This is a genomic window from Pengzhenrongella frigida (assembly GCF_004168625.1).
GTDB classification, from domain to species: domain Bacteria; phylum Actinomycetota; class Actinomycetes; order Actinomycetales; family Cellulomonadaceae; genus Pengzhenrongella; species Pengzhenrongella frigida.
The window spans coordinates 48,966-64,828 of record NZ_SDWW01000005.1 but is presented as its reverse complement, the minus strand read 5'-3'; the positions used below and the strand labels follow the sequence as shown (position 1 = coordinate 64,828).

Genomic DNA, 15,863 nt, shown 5'->3' with positions numbered 1-15,863 from the left:
AGGTCCTCCAGATGCGTAGGGGTTCAGGCTAGTGCGGCGAGCCGTTCGAGCGCCGCGACCGCGACCGCTCGGTCGGTCGTCCGCCAGAAGTCGGGCAGGGAGCGCGCCAGGAACTCGCCGTAGCGGGCCGTGGCCAGCCGGGGGTCCAGCACCGCCACCACCCCCCGGTCGGCCGTGCCTCGGATGAGGCGACCGGCGCCCTGGGCGAGCAGGAGGGCTGCGTGGGTCGCGGAGACCTGCATGAAGCCGTTGCCACCGGCCGCCTCGACGGCGTCCGACCGGGCGGACCGCACCGGGTCGTCGGGGCGCGGGAACGGGATCCGGTCGATGAGCACGAGCTGGCACGACGGACCGGGGACGTCGACGCCCTGCCACAACGACAGCGTGCCGAACAGGCAGGTCGCGGGGTCGTCGGCGAACGCCCGCACGAGCGTGGGGAGCTGGTCGTCCCCCTGCGCGAGCACCGGGAAGTCGAGCCGCTCGCGCATCGCCTCGGCGACGGCGGTCGCCGCTCGCCGGGACGAGAACAGCCCGAGCGTGCGGCCGCCCGCGGCCGTGATCAGGGTGGCGATCTCGTCGAGCTGCGCATCGGTGGCGGCCTCGCGCCCCGGTGCCGGCAACCGCTTGGCGATGTAGAGGATCGCCTGGCGCGGGTAGTCGAACGGGCTGCCGACGTCCAGGGAGCGCCACGGGGTCGGGGCGTCCTCGCCGCCGGCCGGCACCTTGGTGGACTGAATCGTGGTGGACGGCGGAACGACCCCGTCACCGGTCCGCTCGGCGGCGGGATCGAGCCCGAGCGACCGGGCGAGCGGGACGAACGAGCCGCCGAGCGCCAGCGTCGCCGAGGTCAGCACGCCGGAGCGCCCCGCGAGCAGGTGGGTCCGGATCAGCCCGTTGACGGCGAGCGGGGCCGCATGCAGGCGGGACATTCCGCTCCCCCGCCGGCCGGAGCCGCCGTCGTCGTCCCGCGAGCACCACAGCACGTCGCTGCCCGCCCGCGGCCCCGCCGCCATCCGCTCGGCCGTCTCGAACAGGGTCGTCATGGCCGACGCCGCCATCTTCAGCCCGCCGTCGGCCGCGGCCTGCGGCGGGGCGCCGACCGGCTTGAGGGCGCTGAGGAGCCCGCGGGACGCGTCCCGTACGGCCGCCACGGCCGTTTCGGCGGCCGAGGGCAGGCCGTCCCGGAAGCGCCCCTCGGGGAGCTCGGCGATCACCGAGCCGAACGCGATGCTGGCGGCGTCGAGGTCGGTCGTGGCGACACCGCCGTGTCGGCGGGCCAACCGGGCGGCATGCTCGATCGTCGCGACGGACAGGTCGGCGGTCGCCTGGGCGGTGACCCGATCGGTCAGCTCGTGGGCCTCGTCCACCACGAGCACCTCGTGCTCGGGCAGCACCCCGGGTGACCCGGACGCGGCGATCCCGAGCATCGCGTGGTTCGTCACCACGATGTCGGACTCCTTGGCCAGCGTGCGCGCGCGGTTCGGGAAGCACTCGGTGATCTTCGGGCACTTGGGCCCGAGGCACTCCATCGACGTCACCGACACCAGCCGCCAGGCCCGGTCGCTGACGCCGGGGACGAGGTCGTCCCGGTCGCCCGACTCGGTCTCCTGCGCCCACTCACGTGCCCGTACGACCTGCGCGCCGAGGTTCGCCGCGCGCCCGGCGGCTCCGGACCGGCCGGGCGCCGCAGCCGGGTCGTCGTCCGGGGCGGGATGCTCGGCGGCCCCGGCGTGGTCTCCCGGCAGGTCGAACAGGGTGCCGGGCTCGTCCGCCGGGAACCCGCCGGCGACCTTCTGCAGGCACAGGTAGTTGTGCCAGCCCTTGAGGACCGCCACCCGCGGGAGCCGCGGCAGCCGCGGTCCGACCGCGGTCACCACCAGCGGCAGGTCGTGCGTGATGATCTGGCGCTGGAGCGCGAGCGTCGCGGTGGACACGATCACCCGCTCGTCCTCGCTGACGGCGTGGTGCACGGCCGGGACGAGGTAGCCGAGCGACTTGCCGGTGCCCGTGCCGGCCTGGACGAGCAGGTGCTCCCCGGCGTCGATCGCCACGGCGACGGCCCGGGCCATCGCGTGCTGGCCCTCGCGGCGCTTGCCCCCCAGGCCGGCCACGGCCAGGTCGAGCAGCTCGTCGATCGGTGCCCCGGTCGCAGCTGGCGGGATCGGTTCTGGCACCGCGTCAGCCTAGTGCGGGCGACCGGCGGGTCCCGCCGCTGCCGGACCCGGGGTGTGGACAGGCGCGTCCCCGCGGCCTCAGACCGTCGGGACGGCAGCCTCGGTGAGCTCGCGCGCGAGCGCCTCGTCGACCCGGGCCCGCAGCGCCGTGCCCGCCCCCGTGTGCTCCTCGGCCTGGATGTTGCCCTCACGGTGCACCCGGCTCACCAGATCGCCGCGGTCGTACGGGATGACGAGGTCGACCTCCACCCCGGGGCGCGGCAGCTGGTCGGCGATCAGCGCCAGCAGCTCGTCGATGCCCTGCCCCGTGTGCGCGGACACGACGATCGAGTGCACCTCCTGCGAGCGCAGGCGGGCGATGACGTCGGCCTCGGCGATGTCGGCCTTGTTGAGGATGATGACCTCGGGGACGTCGAACGCCCCCGGGATGTCGGCCAGGACGTGCCGGACCGCCGAGATCTGACCCTCCGGGTCGGGGTGCGAGGCGTCGACGATGTGCAGCACGAGGTCGGCGTCCGCCACCTCCTCGAGCGTGGACCGGAACGCCTCGACCAGCTGGTGCGGCAGCGAGCGGACGAAGCCGACGGTGTCGGTCAGCGTGTACACCCGCCCGTCGGCGGTCTCCGCGCGGCGTACGGTCGGGTCGAGCGTGGCGAACAGCGCGTTCTCCACCAGGACCCCGGCGCCGGTGAGGCGGTTGAGCAGCGAGGACTTGCCCGCGTTGGTGTACCCGATGATGGCCACGGAGGGGATGGCGTTGCGCTTCCGGGACGACCGCTTCGTCGCTCGGCCGGGCTCCATCGCGGCGATCTCGCGTCGCAGCTTGGCCATCCGGGTGCGGATGCGGCGCCGGTCGATCTCCATCTTCGTCTCACCGGGTCCGCGCGAGCCGATCCCGGCACCGGCGGCGACCCGACCACCCGCCTGCCGGGACATCGACTCACCCCAGCCACGCAGGCGCGGCAGGAGGTACTCGAGCTGGGCGAGCTCGACCTGCGCCTTGCCCTCCCGCGACTTGGCGTGCTGGGCGAAGATGTCCAGGATCAGGGCGGTGCGGTCGACGACCTTGACCTTGACGATGTCCTCGAGCGAGCGGCGCTGGGAGGGTGCGAGCTCGCCGTCGACGATCACGGTGTCGGCGCCGGTCGCGGCCACGATGCCCGCGAGCTCGTCGGCCTTGCCCTTGCCGAGGTAGGTCCCCGGGTCAGGGTTGGCCCGACGCTGCAGCATCCCGTCGAGCACCTCCGAGCCGGCGGTCTCGGCGAGCGCCGCGAGCTCGGCGAGGGAGACCTCCGCGTCACGCACGGTGCCCTGGCCCCAGATGCCGACCAGCACGACCTTCTCGAGCCGCAGCTGGCGGTACTCGACCTCGGTGACGTCCTCGAGCTCGGTCGACAGGCCACCGACCCGACGCAGCGACGTGCGCGCCTCGAGGTCGAACTGCTGGCCGTCGTAGGACGAGTGCACCGTGCCCCCGGCGTCGAGCGCCGTGCCGGCCCGGGCGAGGACCCGGGCGACCACGTCGCCCGCGACGTCCTGCGGGGCACGGGTCGGGGGAAGCGCAGCGTCGGGCGTGGGACCGGTCTCGGGGTGGGTCACGTGCTACCTCTTTCTTAGCCTGCCGCCCAGCGTGTCATGCCGAGGCGCGGATCGACGAGCCGATTCTCTACGGGCGTGACCCGCGTAGGGTTCCGCCCATGGACGAGGCTGCCGGGGACCACTACTTCACCGCCCAGCCGGCGTCCCCGGCCGAACGGCGCGAGATCACCGTGTGGCTCGCCGAGCGCGAGGTCACCGTCGAGACCGCGGGCGGCGTGTTCTCCTCGTTCCGGCTCGACCAGGGCACCCGTGCTCTCCTGGCCTCCGTGCCGGCGCCGCCCCCGAGCGGCGACCTGCTCGACCTCGGGTGCGGCTGGGGTCCGATCGCACTGACCCTCGCGCTGCGCTCACCGCACGCTCGCGTGTGGGCCGTCGACGTCAACGAACGCGCCCTCGACCTGGTCCGTCGCAACGCCGAGCGCCTCGGGCTCGACAACATCACCGCGGTCACGCCCGACGAGGTGCCCGACGACGTCATGCTGGCCGCGATCTGGTCCAACCCGCCCATCCGGGTGGGCAAGGAGGCGCTGCACGCGATGCTCCTGCACTGGCTCCCGCGGCTGGTCCCGGGCATGAGCGCGCACCTCGTCGTGCAGCGCAACCTCGGTGCCGACTCGCTGCAGGCGTGGCTCGCCGACCAGCTCGGTGCGGCGGCGACCGTGACCAGGTCGGCCAGCGTCAAGGGATTCCGCGTGCTGCGGGTCGAGGCGAGCAGCGCCTGACCTAGGTCCGCCGGGCCACCGCGTCGATCGCCGCCCGCGCCTGCGCGAGCGTCGGGGCGCCGGTCGCGCGGGCACGTTCCACCCCGTCCGCGTCCAAGATCAGCACCGTCGGGGTGTGCACGATCCCGAGCCGCTCGCCGAGCGCATGGTGGTCCGCGATGTCGAGCTCCACGTGGACGACCCCCGTCGTGGTCTGGACCACCCGGTCGAGGATCCGTCGGGTGGCACGGCACGGCGCACAGAACGTGCTCGCGAACTGGATCACTGTCGCTCGCGCCCCGAGCGGCACGTCGAGGTCGGCCGGCGTCAGGAGCACGCGCCGACTGTGAGGGCGTCGAGGTCGATCTCGCCGTCGGCGACCAGAGCGGCCGGACCCGCCAGCTCGACGTGACCGGAGGCCAGCAGGCGCACCCGGACAGTTCCGCCCGGGACCTCGACCAGCCAGACGTCGGGCGCGCCGTCGCCGGCCCAGGTCCGGACCGCGAGCGCGGCCGCGCAGGCCCCAGTGCCGCACGACCGGGTCTCCCCCACCCCCCGCTCGTGGACGCGCATCCGCACCCGGCCGACCACCGCGCCGTCGTCGGCCAGCTCCTCGCCGAGCGGCACGACCAGCTCGACGTTGGTTCCGCCGTCGGGCACCGGGCGGACCTCGGGCGCCCGGGTGAGATCGGCCCCCTCCAGCTCACCGGCATCGGCCAGGGCGAGCACGACGTGCGGGTTGCCCACGTCGACCCGCAGCGCGGGGCGCACCGAGTCGAGGCCCGCGACCGCGACCGCGACATCGGTGCCGGCCAGCGCCGCCTCCGCGCCGCCGGACAGGTGCCAGGGCCCCATGTCGACGGCGTACCAGCCGTTCGGCTCGCGCCGCACACGGCGCACGCCGGCGCGGGTGCCGACCGCGAGGGTGGCGCCGGAGCCGAGCTGCCCCTCGGGGACGACGGCGAGCCCGAGCCGCTCGAGGTAGGCCGCGAACACGCGCACCCCGTTGCCGCACATCTCGGCGACCGAACCGTCGGCGTTGCGGTAGTCCATGAACCAGACCGCGCTCGGGTCGACCGCGAGGATCGCGGCCCCTTCCGGCAGGGACGCGGTCGGGGCGACGCGGATGACGCCGTCACCGCCGACGCCGGCCCGCCGGTCCGCGAGCGCACGCACGAGCGCGGGGGTCAGGTCGAGCAGCCCGGCCCGGTCGTCGAGCAGCACGAAGTCGTTCTCGGTGCCGTGCCCCTTGGTGAAACGGAGCCCGTTCGTCAGGGTCGCGGGGCTGGTCATGCGCCCAGCGTACGGCGCGCTCCACCGGCAGCTTCGTCCCCGCTCGACCCCTGGTCGGCAGCCGCGACGACCTCGAGGGCGCGCTCGACCAGGTCCGGGTCGCGCGAGTCGAGCCAGTGCACGCGCGGGTCCCGGCCGAACCAGGTCATCTGCTTGCGCGCGAGCCGCCGCGTGTTGGCCACGACGGCCGCGCGAGCGGCTGCCTCGTCCCCCTCCCCGCGGATCATCGCGATCACCTCGGCGTACCCCACGGCGCGGGCCGCGGTCCGCCCCATCCCGTGCAGCAGCAGGCCGAGCACCTCCTCGACCAGCCCCTTCTCCCACATGCGCTCCACCCGGCGCTCGACCCGTTCGTCCAGCACCGCCCGATCGCAGTCGAGACCGATCTGCACGGCCGGGACGACATAGACCTGCTCGGGGAGGTTGGCGGTGTAGGGCTGCCCGGTGATCTCGATGACCTCGAGCGCGCGCACGATCCGGCGCGTGTTCGCCGGCCCGATGGCGATCGCGGCGGCCGGGTCCAGGCGCGCGAGCTCGTCGTGCAGCAGACGCGGGCCGTGCTGCTCGGCCCGCTCCTCCAACCGGGCCCGGATCGCGGCGTCGGTCCCCGGGAACTCGAGCTTGTCCAGCAGCGCGCGGACGTACAGCCCCGATCCGCCGACGACGACGCCCCGGGCCCCCCGGGCAGCGATCTCGGCCAGGTCGCGCCGGGCCTCGAGCTGGTAGCGCGCGACCGAGGCGTCTTCGCCGACGTCGAGCACGTCGAGCTGGTGATGGGCCACGCCGCGGCGCTCGGCCTCGGTGAGCTTCGCGGTGCCGATGTCCATCCCGCGGTACAGCTGCATCGCGTCGGCGTTGACGATCTCGCCGCCGAGGCGCTCGGCCAGCGCCAGACCGAGGTCGGACTTCCCGGTCGCCGTCGGGCCGACGACGGCGACCGCGAGCGTGCCCGCGACGGCGGTCACGGCTGCACCCCCCGCCACACGGCCACGGCGTAGGTGACCCCCAGCGGGGCGGAGGCGTGGCGCACCTCGGCCGCGTACGGCGCCGCGTCCCCGGCGGCGCCGACCAGCACCTGCAGGGGCGCCCACCCCGACACCAGGAGCTCGGCCGCGAGCTCGGCCGGGATCTGCGCCAGCCGCTGGCGCGCGAGCGGGTCCCCGAGCGCGAGGTCCGCGAGCGTCGCGGTGTCGAACGGCGCGGCACGATCGTCCTCGGCGGCGGGGGCGTGCGGCCCATGTCGGGCGCCCAGTGAGCCGGCCACCAGCAGTGCGGTGCGGTCCGGGCCGGCGACGAGCTCCGCGCCGAGCGCGCGCAGGGCCGCGGCCCGCGTCGGGTCGGTGCTCGACGACGCGACCTCCGCCACGGTCACCGGCCCGGTCCACCCGGCGTGCGCCAGCAGCAGCAGCGCGACCCCGGCGCCGATGGCCGGCACGACGATCTCGCCCGCACCCGCGCCCGCGTCGGGTATCGACCAGCCGAGGGTCGCGTCGTCGATCCCGGCGGCGGCCAGGCTCGGGCGAAGGGGGGCAGCGAGGCGACGGTCCGCGGGACCCGGCGACACCACCACCACGCGGTCCGGGCGAGCCCTGACCAGCTCCCCCGCCGCGTCGACGGCGGCGCGGCGGACCTCGGGGAGCACGGACGCGCGCCCGGCGGCCCCCGGGACGAGCAGGGCGGTGTCGGGGACAAGAGCAGCGATGGCGAGCACGCCCCGACCGTAACCGGTCACCAACACGACCGGCCACCTCCGGACCGGCGCAGGTAGGGTGCCGTCATGGGCTTGTTCCGAGGTGGTCGCGGGAGCGGTCGGCACTGGCCCGGGCGCAAGCCCGAGCCCGCCGACGAGCCGATCGACCCGGCCCGGCCGGAGCTGTCGGACACCGACCTGCACGCCCAGGTCGAGGACCTGATCCTGCGCGAGCTCGGTGGCACCCCCCTCCTGGACGACGTCCCCACCCCGCTGTCCGTCGCGCGGATCATCGCGTGGTTCGAGGAGCACGAGTTCAGCTACTTCCTCGACAACGACGGCGACCTCGGCGGGCTGTGGCGCGGTCGGCTCTTCTACTTCTTCCTGTTCGGGGAGGACTCGGAGATCCTGCAGATCCGCGGGCAGTGGAACCGGGAAGCCGCCATCGAGCGGCTCGAGGTCGTGCTCGAGGCCTGCAACGAGTGGAACGCCGACCGGATCTGGCCCAAGGCGTACGTCCGCGTCCGGGACAACGGCATGGTGCACGTGATCTCCGAGGTGGCCACGGACCTCGAGGACGGGGTCACCGACGCTCAGCTCGGACAGCTGCTGAACTGCGGCTTGAGCACCGGAAACATGCTGTTCGACGCGATCGACGAGCTCTTCCCGGACCCCGCGGCGGCCGCACCATGAGGCCCGAGGCGCTGACCGGCTGGATCTCGCGGGTGTTCGGCAACGCCCGTCCCAAGCCGACCGTGGCGAGCACCCCGCCCGAGCACACGACCCCGCTCACCCGCGACCGGGTCGCGGCGTACCTGGCGGGACGGGGCTATCAGTACCTGGTCGACGAGGACGGCGACCTCACCGGCATGTGGGAGGGCAGCCGGTTCTGGTTCCTCCTGCTCGGAGACCACCACGAGATCCTCCAGGTCCGCGGCCGGTGGCACCGCACCCTCCCCGTCCTGCAGCGGCCGTCGGTCCTGCTCGCGGCGAACGACTGGAACCGCGAGCGCATCTGGCCGAAGGTCTACGTGCGCGAGGAGGACGACGAGCTGGCGCTGTACAGCGAGGTCTCCGTCGACCTCGAGCACGGCGTGACGGACACCCAGCTGTCGCAGCTCCTGGCCTGCGGTCTGGGCACCGGGGTGCAGATGTTCACGGCGCTGGACGCCGTCCTCCCGGGCTCGCCGCCCCCGCCGACCGGGCCCCCGAGCGCTTCCTGACGCTCAGCCTTCTGTCTCAGCTGCGGCGCAGGCCGGGGAACCCGAGCGCGACCGGTGCGCCCGGTGCGGGGTTGGCGCCGTGCCCGTGCTCGACGTCGTCCTGCCCGGCCCGGGCTCGCGCCCGGGCCACCCAGGCGTCCCCGGCGCGGGTGCGCCGGACCTGGTAGACGCCGCCCGACCGAGCCGAGTCCGCCACGAGATGGTGCGGAGCGGCGTGCGTGACCTCGACGGTCACCAGGTCGCCCGGGCGGGGCAGGCGCGGGTCGAGATCCACGGCGAGGCGCGGGTCGACGTCGGGCACCGACGCGGGCTCGAGGTCGGGCGCCACCAACCCGTCCGGCAGCGCGAGGTGCACGAGCCGGTTGTCCGCCGCACGACCCGAGAGCCGGTGCGACGCGCGGTCCTTGCGCCCGGACTCCTCGGCGATGAGGACCTCGACCGTCCGGCCGACCTGGGCGGCGTTCTCCTCGAGGGAGATCCGCTCCTGCAGCGCGTCGAGCCGCTCGTACCGTTCTTGGACCACGGCCTTGGGGACCTGGTCGGCCAGATCGGCGGCCGGGGTGCCGGGCCGCGGGGAGTACTGGAACGTGTACGCCGAGGCGAACCGGGAGAGCTCCACCACGCGCAGCGTCTCGGCGAAGTCCTCCTCGGTCTCCCCCGGGAACCCCACGATGATGTCCGTGGTGATGGCGGCGTCGGGCATGAGGGCCCGCACCCGGTCGAGGATGCCGAGGAACCTCTCCGAGCGGTACGAGCGCCGCATGGCGCGCAGCACGCGGTCCGAGCCGGACTGCAGCGGCATGTGCAGCTGGGGCATCACGGTCGGGGTGGCCGCCATGGCGTCGATCACGTCGTCGGTGAACGCGGCCGGGTGCGGGCTGGTGAACCGCACGCGCTCGAGGCCCTCGATCGCTCCGCACGCCCGCAGCAGCTTCGCGAACGCGCCGCGGTCGCCGAACTCGGCGCCATAGCTGTTGACGTTCTGGCCCAGCAGCGTGACCTCGATGGCGCCGGCGTCGACGAGCGCCTGGACCTCGGCGAGGATCTCCCCCGGCCGCCGGTCGCGCTCCTTGCCGCGCAGCGACGGCACGATGCAGAACGTGCAGGTGTTGTTGCAGCCGACGCTGATCGACACCCAGCCCGCGTAGACGGACTCGCGCCGGGTGGGCAGCGTGGACGGGAAGACCTGCAGCGACTCGGCGATCTCCACCTCGGCGCGCTGGTTGTGCCGCGCGCGCTCCAGGAGCACCGGCAGCGCATCGAGGTTGTGCGTGCCGAAGACCACATCGACCCAGGGCGCGCGCTCGACGATGCCCTCCCGGTCCTTCTGGGCGAGGCAGCCGCCGACGGCGATCTGCATGCCCGGCCAGTCCCGCTTGATGCTCGCCAGCTGGCCGAGGTTGCCGTAGAGCTTGCCGGCGGCGTTCTCGCGCACCGCGCAGGTGTTGATCACCACGATGTCGGCGACGGCCGGCTCGGAACCGTCGGCGGCCCGCGCCGCGGGCACGTACCCCGCCTGCTCGAGCATCCCCGCCATGTGCTCGGAGTCGTGGACGTTCATCTGGCAGCCCAGCGTGCGCACGACGTAGGTACGCAGCACCGTCGTCGAGGGCGCTGCGGGCGCCGGTCCGGGGCTCGGTACGGAGGTGGGCGCAGCGGTGGGCGCGGTCGTCGTGGGCATCGCCACCAAGGGTACGTGGCCCCCCATGTTTCCGGGATGTTGCCGATTCGTGACTGCCCGAAGTACTGCGAGAAACAAAAACCGCCTAGGTTCACTAGATGGCCCAACCAACGTCCTCCGTCGCCACACCCCCCGGCCGCGAGGATGTGCCGGGCGAACCGCTCGTCGTGCTGTCGAAGGTGAACAAGCACTTCGGAGCCCTGCACGTGCTGCGCGACATCGACCTGACCGTCCACCGAGGCGAGGTCGTGGTGGTCATCGGCCCGTCCGGGTCGGGGAAGTCCACGCTCTGCCGCGCCATCAATCGCCTCGAGACGATCGACTCCGGCACCATCACGATCGACGGTGCCCCGCTGCCGGCCGAGGGCAAGGCGCTCGCCCGGCTGCGGGCGGATGTCGGGATGGTCTTCCAGTCGTTCAACCTGTTCGCGCACAAGACGGTCCTGCAGAACGTGACCCTCGGGCCGATCAAGGCCAAGGGCATGAAGAAGGCGGACGCGGAGGCTGCGGCCATGCGACTGCTCGAACGCGTCGGCGTCGCCGACCAGTCCGGCAAGCTGCCCGCCCAGCTCTCGGGCGGCCAGCAGCAGCGGGTGGCGATCGCCCGCGCGCTGGCGATGCAGCCGAAGGTGATGCTGTTCGACGAGCCGACGTCGGCCCTGGACCCCGAGATGATCAACGAGGTCCTCGACGTGATGGTCTCCCTCGCGCGGGAGGGGATGACCATGGTCGTCGTCACCCACGAGATGGGATTCGCCCGCAAGGCCGCCCACCGCGTGGTGTTCATGGACGGCGGCCAGATCGTCGAGGAGGCCGGCCCGGAGGAGTTCTTCACCGCGCCGCGGTCCGATCGCGCCAAGGACTTCCTCTCGAAGATCCTCACCCACTAAACCAGCACCTGTTCGGATCTGTCGATCACACTCAACAAGGAGACAACAATGCGACTCCGCTCAACAGGGCTCATCGCCCTACTGTCTGTGTCAGCACTGACCCTCTCTGCGTGCAGCGGGGGCGACGACACCGAGCCCGAACCGGCCGCCAGCACCGCGGACGTCGCCGAGTTCCCCGAGGGGTCCACGATGGCCAAGCTCGCCGAGGCCGGCAAGATCACCGTGGGCACCAAGTTCGACCAGCCCCTGTTCGGGCTCGTCGGGCCCGACGGCGTGCCCGAGGGCTTCGACGTCGAGATCGCCCGGATCATCGCGAGCAACCTCGGTATCGACGAGGACGGGATCTCCTGGAAGGAGACCGTCTCCGCCAACCGCGAGACCTTCATCAAGTCCGGTGACGTCGACATCGTGGTGGCGACCTACACGATCAACGACAAGCGCAAGGCGGAGGTGTCCTTCGCCGGCCCGTACTACCTCGCGGGCCAGTCGATCCTCACCCTCACCACGACCACCGACATCGAGGGTCCCGACGACCTCGCCGGCAAGAAGGTCTGCACGGTGGCCGGTTCCACCCCGGAGGCCAACCTGCTCGCGAACTTCCCGGACACCGAGGTCGTGCCGTTCGGCACCTACTCCGAGTGCCTGGAGCCGCTGCGCAACGGCCAGGTCGACGCGGTCAGCACCGACAACGTGATCCTCGCCGGCTTCGCCGCGGACAACGAGGACCTCGAGGTCCGCGGTGAGCCGTTCACCGAGGAGCCGTACGGGATCGGCCTCGGCCTCGAGGACGACGAGTTCCGCACGTGGATCAACGACACGCTCGAAGCGGCCTTCGCCGACGGCAGCTGGACCGAGGCGTGGGAGGCCACCGCAGGGACCGTCCTGCCGACGCCGGAGCCCCCGGCCGTCGACCGCTACTGATCCAGTCCCGCAGGATTCGTCGCGGGTAGGCACCCCACGGTGCCTGCCCGCGACGTGGGGGCACCCTCCCGAAGCACCCACGTATGAGCAAAGAGGAGGCCCGCACCGGTGAACGTCATCTTCGACAACATCCCGGCGTACTTGACCGGATTCCTGATGACGCTGAAGCTGAGCCTCGTCTCCGGCATTCTGGCCCTGATCTGTGGGCTCTTCCTCGCGGCGTTCCGGGTCTCCCCGCTCACGCCACTACGGGCGCTCGCCACGACCTACGTCGAGCTCCTGCGCAACACGCCCCTGACGATCGTGTTCTTCTTCCTGGTGTTCGTCGCCCCGCAGTTCGGGATCCTGGCACCGCTGGGGTTCTGGACGGCCGTCATCGCGCTCTCCGCCTACACGGCGGCCTTCGTGTGCGAGGCGGTCCGATCCGGGATCAACAGCGTCCAGTTCGGCCAGGCGGAGGCGGCCAGGGCGATCGGGCTGACCTTCGGCCAGTCGCTGTCGCTGGTCATCCTCCCGCAGGCCGTGCGCACCGTGATCCCGCCGCTGATCAACGTGTTCATCGCGCTGGCCAAGAACACCTCGGTCGCCGCCGGCTTCGCGACCGTCGAGCTGATGGCGAGCGGCCGCCGACTGGCCACCGCCAACCCGGCGGACACCGTCTGGGTCCTGGTCGGGGTAGCGCTCTTCTACCTCGCCATCACCATCCCGGCCGGCATCCTGGCCGGCGTCGTCGAGCGAAAGGTGGCGTTCGCGCGATGAGCTCCCTGCTGTACGACTCCCCCGGTCCGATCACCCGCCGCCGCGAACGCATCGGCTCGATCATCGGCGGCGCGCTCGTGCTCGCCCTGGTCGCCCTGGCCGTCTGGTACGCCGCCGGGCGCGGGGTCTTCGAGCTGGACCGTTGGGACGTGCTCTTCGACCCGCCGAAGAACCAGAGCGCCGCGGACGTCTGGACCTCCATGGTCCTCAAGGGCCTGGGTGCGACCCTCCGGGCCGCCGCGGTGGCCGCTCCGTTGGCGCTGGTCGCCGGACTCCTGCTCGCCCTGCTCCGCACCGCCAGGCACGCCTGGCTGCGGCTGCCGGCGGTCGTCATCATCGAGCTGTTCCGCGGGCTGCCCGTCCTGCTGATGATGTTCTTCGGTCTGCTCGGCTTCGGCTGGGACGCGTTCGGCGCCGTGGTGTTCGGGCTCACCGTCTACAACATGGCCATCATCGCGGAGATCCTGCGCGCCGGTCTTGCCGCACTGCCCAAGGGGCAGACCGAGGCCGCCTACGCGGTCGGCCTGTCCCGCACCCAGACCCTGTTCTCGATCCTGCTGCCGCAGGCGGTCCGGATCATGCTGCCCAGCCTGATCAGCCAGCTCGTGGTCCTGTTGAAGGACTCCTCGCTCGGCTTCATCGTCGGGTACGCAGAGCTGCTCAAGTCGATCCAGAACAACGCGCAGTACTTCGGCAACCAGTACTTCATCGCGTTGTTCGTCGTCGGCGGCACCATCTACCTGGTGGTGAACATCACGCTGTCGCGGCTCGCCGTCTGGATCCAGAAGCGCTCGACGCGGACCTCCCGCGGCCCGATCGCACCGCGGGTCTGACGGTCGCGATCTACCCGGCGGTCGCGCCTACCCGGCGGTCGCGCTGGCCCGGATCTCCCGGATGACCGTCACCTTGATCTCGCCCGGGTAGCTCAGGTCGGCCTCGATGTGCTTGGCGATCGCCACCGCGAGGCCGGGCATCTGGGTGTCGTCGACCGTCTCCGGCTCGACGAGCACCCGGACCTCCCTGCCCGCGGACATCGCCAGCACCCGGCGGACCCCGGCGTGCTCGGCCACGAGGCTCTCGATCTTGTCCATCCGCTCGACGTACTGCTCGAGCTCGTCACGGCGCGCGCCGGGGCGAGCGGCGGAGCACGCGTCCGCGGCCTGGACCAGCACGGCTTCGACCGACTCGAGCGGCACCTCGTCGTGGTGGGCCGCGATGGCGTTGACCACCGTCGGCGGCTCGCCGCAGCGCTTGGCGAGGTCCGCGCCCACGATCGCGTGCGGGCCGGTGACCTCGGCGGTCAGCGCCTTGCCGATGTCGTGCAGGAAGGCGGACCGACGAGCCAGCTCGACGTCGGCCCCGATCTCCGCGGCCATGACCGCCGCGATCTGCGCGCTCTCCACGAGGTGCGCGAGGACGTTCTGGCCGTACGAGGTCCGCAGCCGGAGCCGCCCCATGGTCGCCACGAGCTCCGGGTGCAGCCCCGGCACCCCGGCGCGTTCGGCGGCCTCGTGCCCGGCGGCCACCGCACGCTCGGTCGCACCGGCCACCGCCTCGGCGTAGGCCGACTCGATCCGCTGCGGGTGGATCCGCCCGTCCGAGACGAGCGACTCGAGTGCGACCTGCGCGATCTCGCGGCGCTCGGCGTCGAAGCAGGACAGCATCACGGAGTCCGGGGTGTCGTCGATCAGCACGTTGACGCCCGTGAGTGCCTCGAACGTGCGGATGTTGCGGCCTTCCTTGCCGATGATCCGGCCCTTCATGTCCTCCGAGGGCAGCGACACGACAGCCACCACGCTCTGCGCGCTCGTGGGCACCGCGAGCCGCTGCACGGCCGTGGCCACGATCCGGCGGGCGCGCTCGTCGGCCGTCTGCCGGGCCCTGGCCTCCGCTCGACGGACCGCCGCCTCGGCGTCCCGGGTGGCCTGCTCGAGCATGCGGCTCTCGAGCTCGGCGCGGGCGTCAGCGGCACTCAGGCCGGCGATGCTCTCGAGCTGGACCAGCGCCGCCGCGCGGTTCCCAGCCAGCAGCTCGGCGCTGTGACGCTCCGCCTCGGCCAGCGCGAGCTCACGGCTCCGAAGGGCGGCGGCCACGGCCGCCTGCTCCCCCTGGTCCTCCCCGAGCGCACGCTCCCGCGCGGCCAGCCGCGCCTCACGCTTCTCGATCTCGAGCGCCGCCGCCTGCGCGTCCTTCCGGATGGCCGCGACGTCCAGCGTGGCCTGCTCGCGGCGGGCCGTCGCCTCCCGGCGCGCGAGCTGCACGAGCAGCAGCGCCACCAGGCAGGCCAGCAGCAGGCCGACCACGATCGCGCTCTGGGCCAATTCCATGTGGTTCTCCTTCAGGCGGACGTCAGGCCCTGACCGTACGGCCTCAATCGTCGCCGAAGAACTCGCGACCCGACAGATCCGCCCGATCGTCCTGGTCACCGGCGGGATCCGACCCCGTCGCGGCCGCTTCCTGGGCCAACAGCTCGCACACGATCTGCACCGCGAGCCCGGAGGAGTACCCCTTGCGCCCGAGCATCGCCACGACGCGGCGCATCCGGACCTCCCTGCCCAGACCGCGGTTGCCCGCGAGCCGCCGCCGGGCGAGGTCGCGCGCGGTGGACGCCTCGAGGTCGTCGTCCACGGCCTCGAGGGCGCCGGCCGCCACGTCGTCGTCGATGCCCTTGCGGCGCAGCTCGACGACGAGCGCCCGGCGTGCCAGCCCCCGGTCCTCGTGCCGCGCCCGCACCAGCATGCGGGCGTACTCCGCATCGTCGATCAGGCCGACCTCGGTGAACCGGTCGAGCACCGTCTCCGCGATGTCGGTCGGCACGTCGTTACGGGCCATCGCCGCACCGAGCTGCGACCTGCTCCGGGGTCCCCGGGTCAGCAGTCGTAGGGCGACGGCCCGAGCGACGGCTTCGGGGTCGGGCTCACTCACCGGGCCG

At 72.9% G+C, this 15,863-nt stretch carries 16 protein-coding genes; 7 read left to right on the top strand and 9 right to left on the bottom strand.

Annotated features, from left to right (window positions below; all coding sequences use genetic code 11):
• Positions 1–23: 23 nt before the first annotated feature.
• Both EUA98_RS03080 and hflX read right to left on the bottom strand, forming a co-directional pair.
• Complete coding sequence (locus EUA98_RS03080) at positions 24–2,174, bottom strand: ATP-dependent DNA helicase (RefSeq protein WP_242511237.1); 2,151 nt, start codon at positions 2,172–2,174, stop codon at positions 24–26.
• A 78-nt stretch (positions 2,175–2,252) separates the two neighbouring features.
• A complete protein-coding gene (gene hflX, locus EUA98_RS03075; RefSeq protein WP_130101199.1) occupies positions 2,253–3,773 on the bottom strand; it encodes a GTPase HflX in 1,521 nt (506 codons plus the stop codon).
• A gap of 98 nt (positions 3,774–3,871) precedes the next feature.
• Between hflX and EUA98_RS03070 the strand changes: the two genes are divergently transcribed.
• Positions 3,872–4,495, top strand: coding sequence for a class I SAM-dependent methyltransferase (locus EUA98_RS03070; protein ID WP_130101198.1), 624 nt, complete (start codon positions 3,872–3,874; stop codon positions 4,493–4,495).
• Position 4,496: 1 nt separating this feature from the next.
• Here EUA98_RS03070 and EUA98_RS03065 read toward each other — a convergent pair whose 3' ends face one another.
• The 4 genes from EUA98_RS03065 to EUA98_RS03050 are packed head-to-tail and all read right to left on the bottom strand — an operon-like array spanning position 4,497 to position 7,478.
• Complete coding sequence (locus tag EUA98_RS03065; protein ID WP_130101197.1) at positions 4,497–4,811, bottom strand: TlpA family protein disulfide reductase; 315 nt, start codon at positions 4,809–4,811, stop codon at positions 4,497–4,499.
• On the bottom strand, positions 4,802–5,767 hold the full coding sequence (gene dapF / locus EUA98_RS03060) for a diaminopimelate epimerase (RefSeq protein ID WP_130101196.1): 966 nt from the start codon (positions 5,765–5,767) through the stop codon (positions 4,802–4,804). Before dapF ends, EUA98_RS03065 begins: the two co-directional genes overlap by 10 nt.
• Positions 5,764–6,732: a tRNA (adenosine(37)-N6)-dimethylallyltransferase MiaA gene (gene miaA, locus EUA98_RS03055; protein ID WP_130101195.1), complete on the bottom strand. Its 969-nt coding sequence runs from the start codon at positions 6,730–6,732 to the stop codon at positions 5,764–5,766. The genes dapF and miaA overlap by 4 nt, the downstream gene beginning before the upstream one ends.
• Positions 6,729–7,478, bottom strand: coding sequence for a class III extradiol ring-cleavage dioxygenase family protein (locus tag EUA98_RS03050; protein WP_130101194.1), 750 nt, complete (start codon positions 7,476–7,478; stop codon positions 6,729–6,731). Before EUA98_RS03050 ends, miaA begins: the two co-directional genes overlap by 4 nt.
• 66 nt (positions 7,479–7,544) lie before the next feature.
• Between EUA98_RS03050 and EUA98_RS03045 the strand changes: the two genes are divergently transcribed.
• Positions 7,545–8,150, top strand: coding sequence for a type III secretion system chaperone family protein (locus tag EUA98_RS03045; RefSeq protein ID WP_130101193.1), 606 nt, complete (start codon positions 7,545–7,547; stop codon positions 8,148–8,150).
• Positions 8,147–8,680 (top strand): type III secretion system chaperone family protein, encoded by a 534-nt coding sequence (locus EUA98_RS03040; protein ID WP_130101192.1) that lies wholly within the window; start codon positions 8,147–8,149, stop codon positions 8,678–8,680. The genes EUA98_RS03045 and EUA98_RS03040 overlap by 4 nt, the downstream gene beginning before the upstream one ends.
• A gap of 16 nt (positions 8,681–8,696) precedes the next feature.
• Here EUA98_RS03040 and miaB read toward each other — a convergent pair whose 3' ends face one another.
• Positions 8,697–10,361 (bottom strand): tRNA (N6-isopentenyl adenosine(37)-C2)-methylthiotransferase MiaB, encoded by a 1,665-nt coding sequence (gene miaB / locus EUA98_RS03035; RefSeq protein WP_130101191.1) that lies wholly within the window; start codon positions 10,359–10,361, stop codon positions 8,697–8,699.
• A 98-nt stretch (positions 10,362–10,459) separates the two neighbouring features.
• On the opposite strand from miaB, the gene EUA98_RS03030 reads away from it, so the two are divergent.
• From EUA98_RS03030 to EUA98_RS03015, 4 genes are all read left to right on the top strand, one after another.
• Positions 10,460–11,251: an amino acid ABC transporter ATP-binding protein gene (locus EUA98_RS03030; RefSeq protein ID WP_130101190.1), complete on the top strand. Its 792-nt coding sequence runs from the start codon at positions 10,460–10,462 to the stop codon at positions 11,249–11,251.
• A gap of 48 nt (positions 11,252–11,299) precedes the next feature.
• On the top strand, positions 11,300–12,172 hold the full coding sequence (locus tag EUA98_RS03025; RefSeq protein ID WP_130101189.1) for a glutamate ABC transporter substrate-binding protein: 873 nt from the start codon (positions 11,300–11,302) through the stop codon (positions 12,170–12,172).
• 108 nt (positions 12,173–12,280) lie between these two features.
• Positions 12,281–12,931: an amino acid ABC transporter permease gene (locus tag EUA98_RS03020; protein ID WP_130101188.1), complete on the top strand. Its 651-nt coding sequence runs from the start codon at positions 12,281–12,283 to the stop codon at positions 12,929–12,931.
• Positions 12,928–13,764, top strand: a complete 837-nt coding sequence (locus EUA98_RS03015; protein ID WP_130101187.1) for an amino acid ABC transporter permease — start codon at positions 12,928–12,930, stop codon at positions 13,762–13,764. The genes EUA98_RS03020 and EUA98_RS03015 overlap by 4 nt, the downstream gene beginning before the upstream one ends.
• Before the next feature lie 27 nt (positions 13,765–13,791).
• Here EUA98_RS03015 and rny read toward each other — a convergent pair whose 3' ends face one another.
• Together rny and EUA98_RS03005 are read right to left on the bottom strand one after the other, a co-directional pair.
• A complete protein-coding gene (gene rny / locus EUA98_RS03010; RefSeq protein WP_130101186.1) occupies positions 13,792–15,258 on the bottom strand; it encodes a ribonuclease Y in 1,467 nt (488 codons plus the stop codon).
• Between the two features lie 43 nt (positions 15,259–15,301).
• On the bottom strand, positions 15,302–15,856 hold the full coding sequence (locus tag EUA98_RS03005) for a regulatory protein RecX (RefSeq protein ID WP_434063471.1): 555 nt from the start codon (positions 15,854–15,856) through the stop codon (positions 15,302–15,304).
• Between the last annotated feature and the right edge of the window lie 7 nt (positions 15,857–15,863).

Coding starts and splice junctions, on each gene's coding strand:
- EUA98_RS03070 (WP_130101198.1), top strand. CDS start 3,872: ATGGACGAGGCTGCCGGGGACCACTACTTCACCGCCCAGCCGGCGTCC.
- dapF (WP_130101196.1), bottom strand. CDS start 5,767: ATGACCAGCCCCGCGACCCTGACGAACGGGCTCCGTTTCACCAAGGGG.
- EUA98_RS03045 (WP_130101193.1), top strand. CDS start 7,545: ATGGGCTTGTTCCGAGGTGGTCGCGGGAGCGGTCGGCACTGGCCCGGG.
- EUA98_RS03040 (WP_130101192.1), top strand. CDS start 8,147: ATGAGGCCCGAGGCGCTGACCGGCTGGATCTCGCGGGTGTTCGGCAAC.
- miaB (WP_130101191.1), bottom strand. CDS start 10,361: ATGCCCACGACGACCGCGCCCACCGCTGCGCCCACCTCCGTACCGAGC.
- EUA98_RS03030 (WP_130101190.1), top strand. CDS start 10,460: ATGGCCCAACCAACGTCCTCCGTCGCCACACCCCCCGGCCGCGAGGAT.
- EUA98_RS03025 (WP_130101189.1), top strand. CDS start 11,300: ATGCGACTCCGCTCAACAGGGCTCATCGCCCTACTGTCTGTGTCAGCA.
- EUA98_RS03015 (WP_130101187.1), top strand. CDS start 12,928: ATGAGCTCCCTGCTGTACGACTCCCCCGGTCCGATCACCCGCCGCCGC.
- rny (WP_130101186.1), bottom strand. CDS start 15,258: ATGGAATTGGCCCAGAGCGCGATCGTGGTCGGCCTGCTGCTGGCCTGC.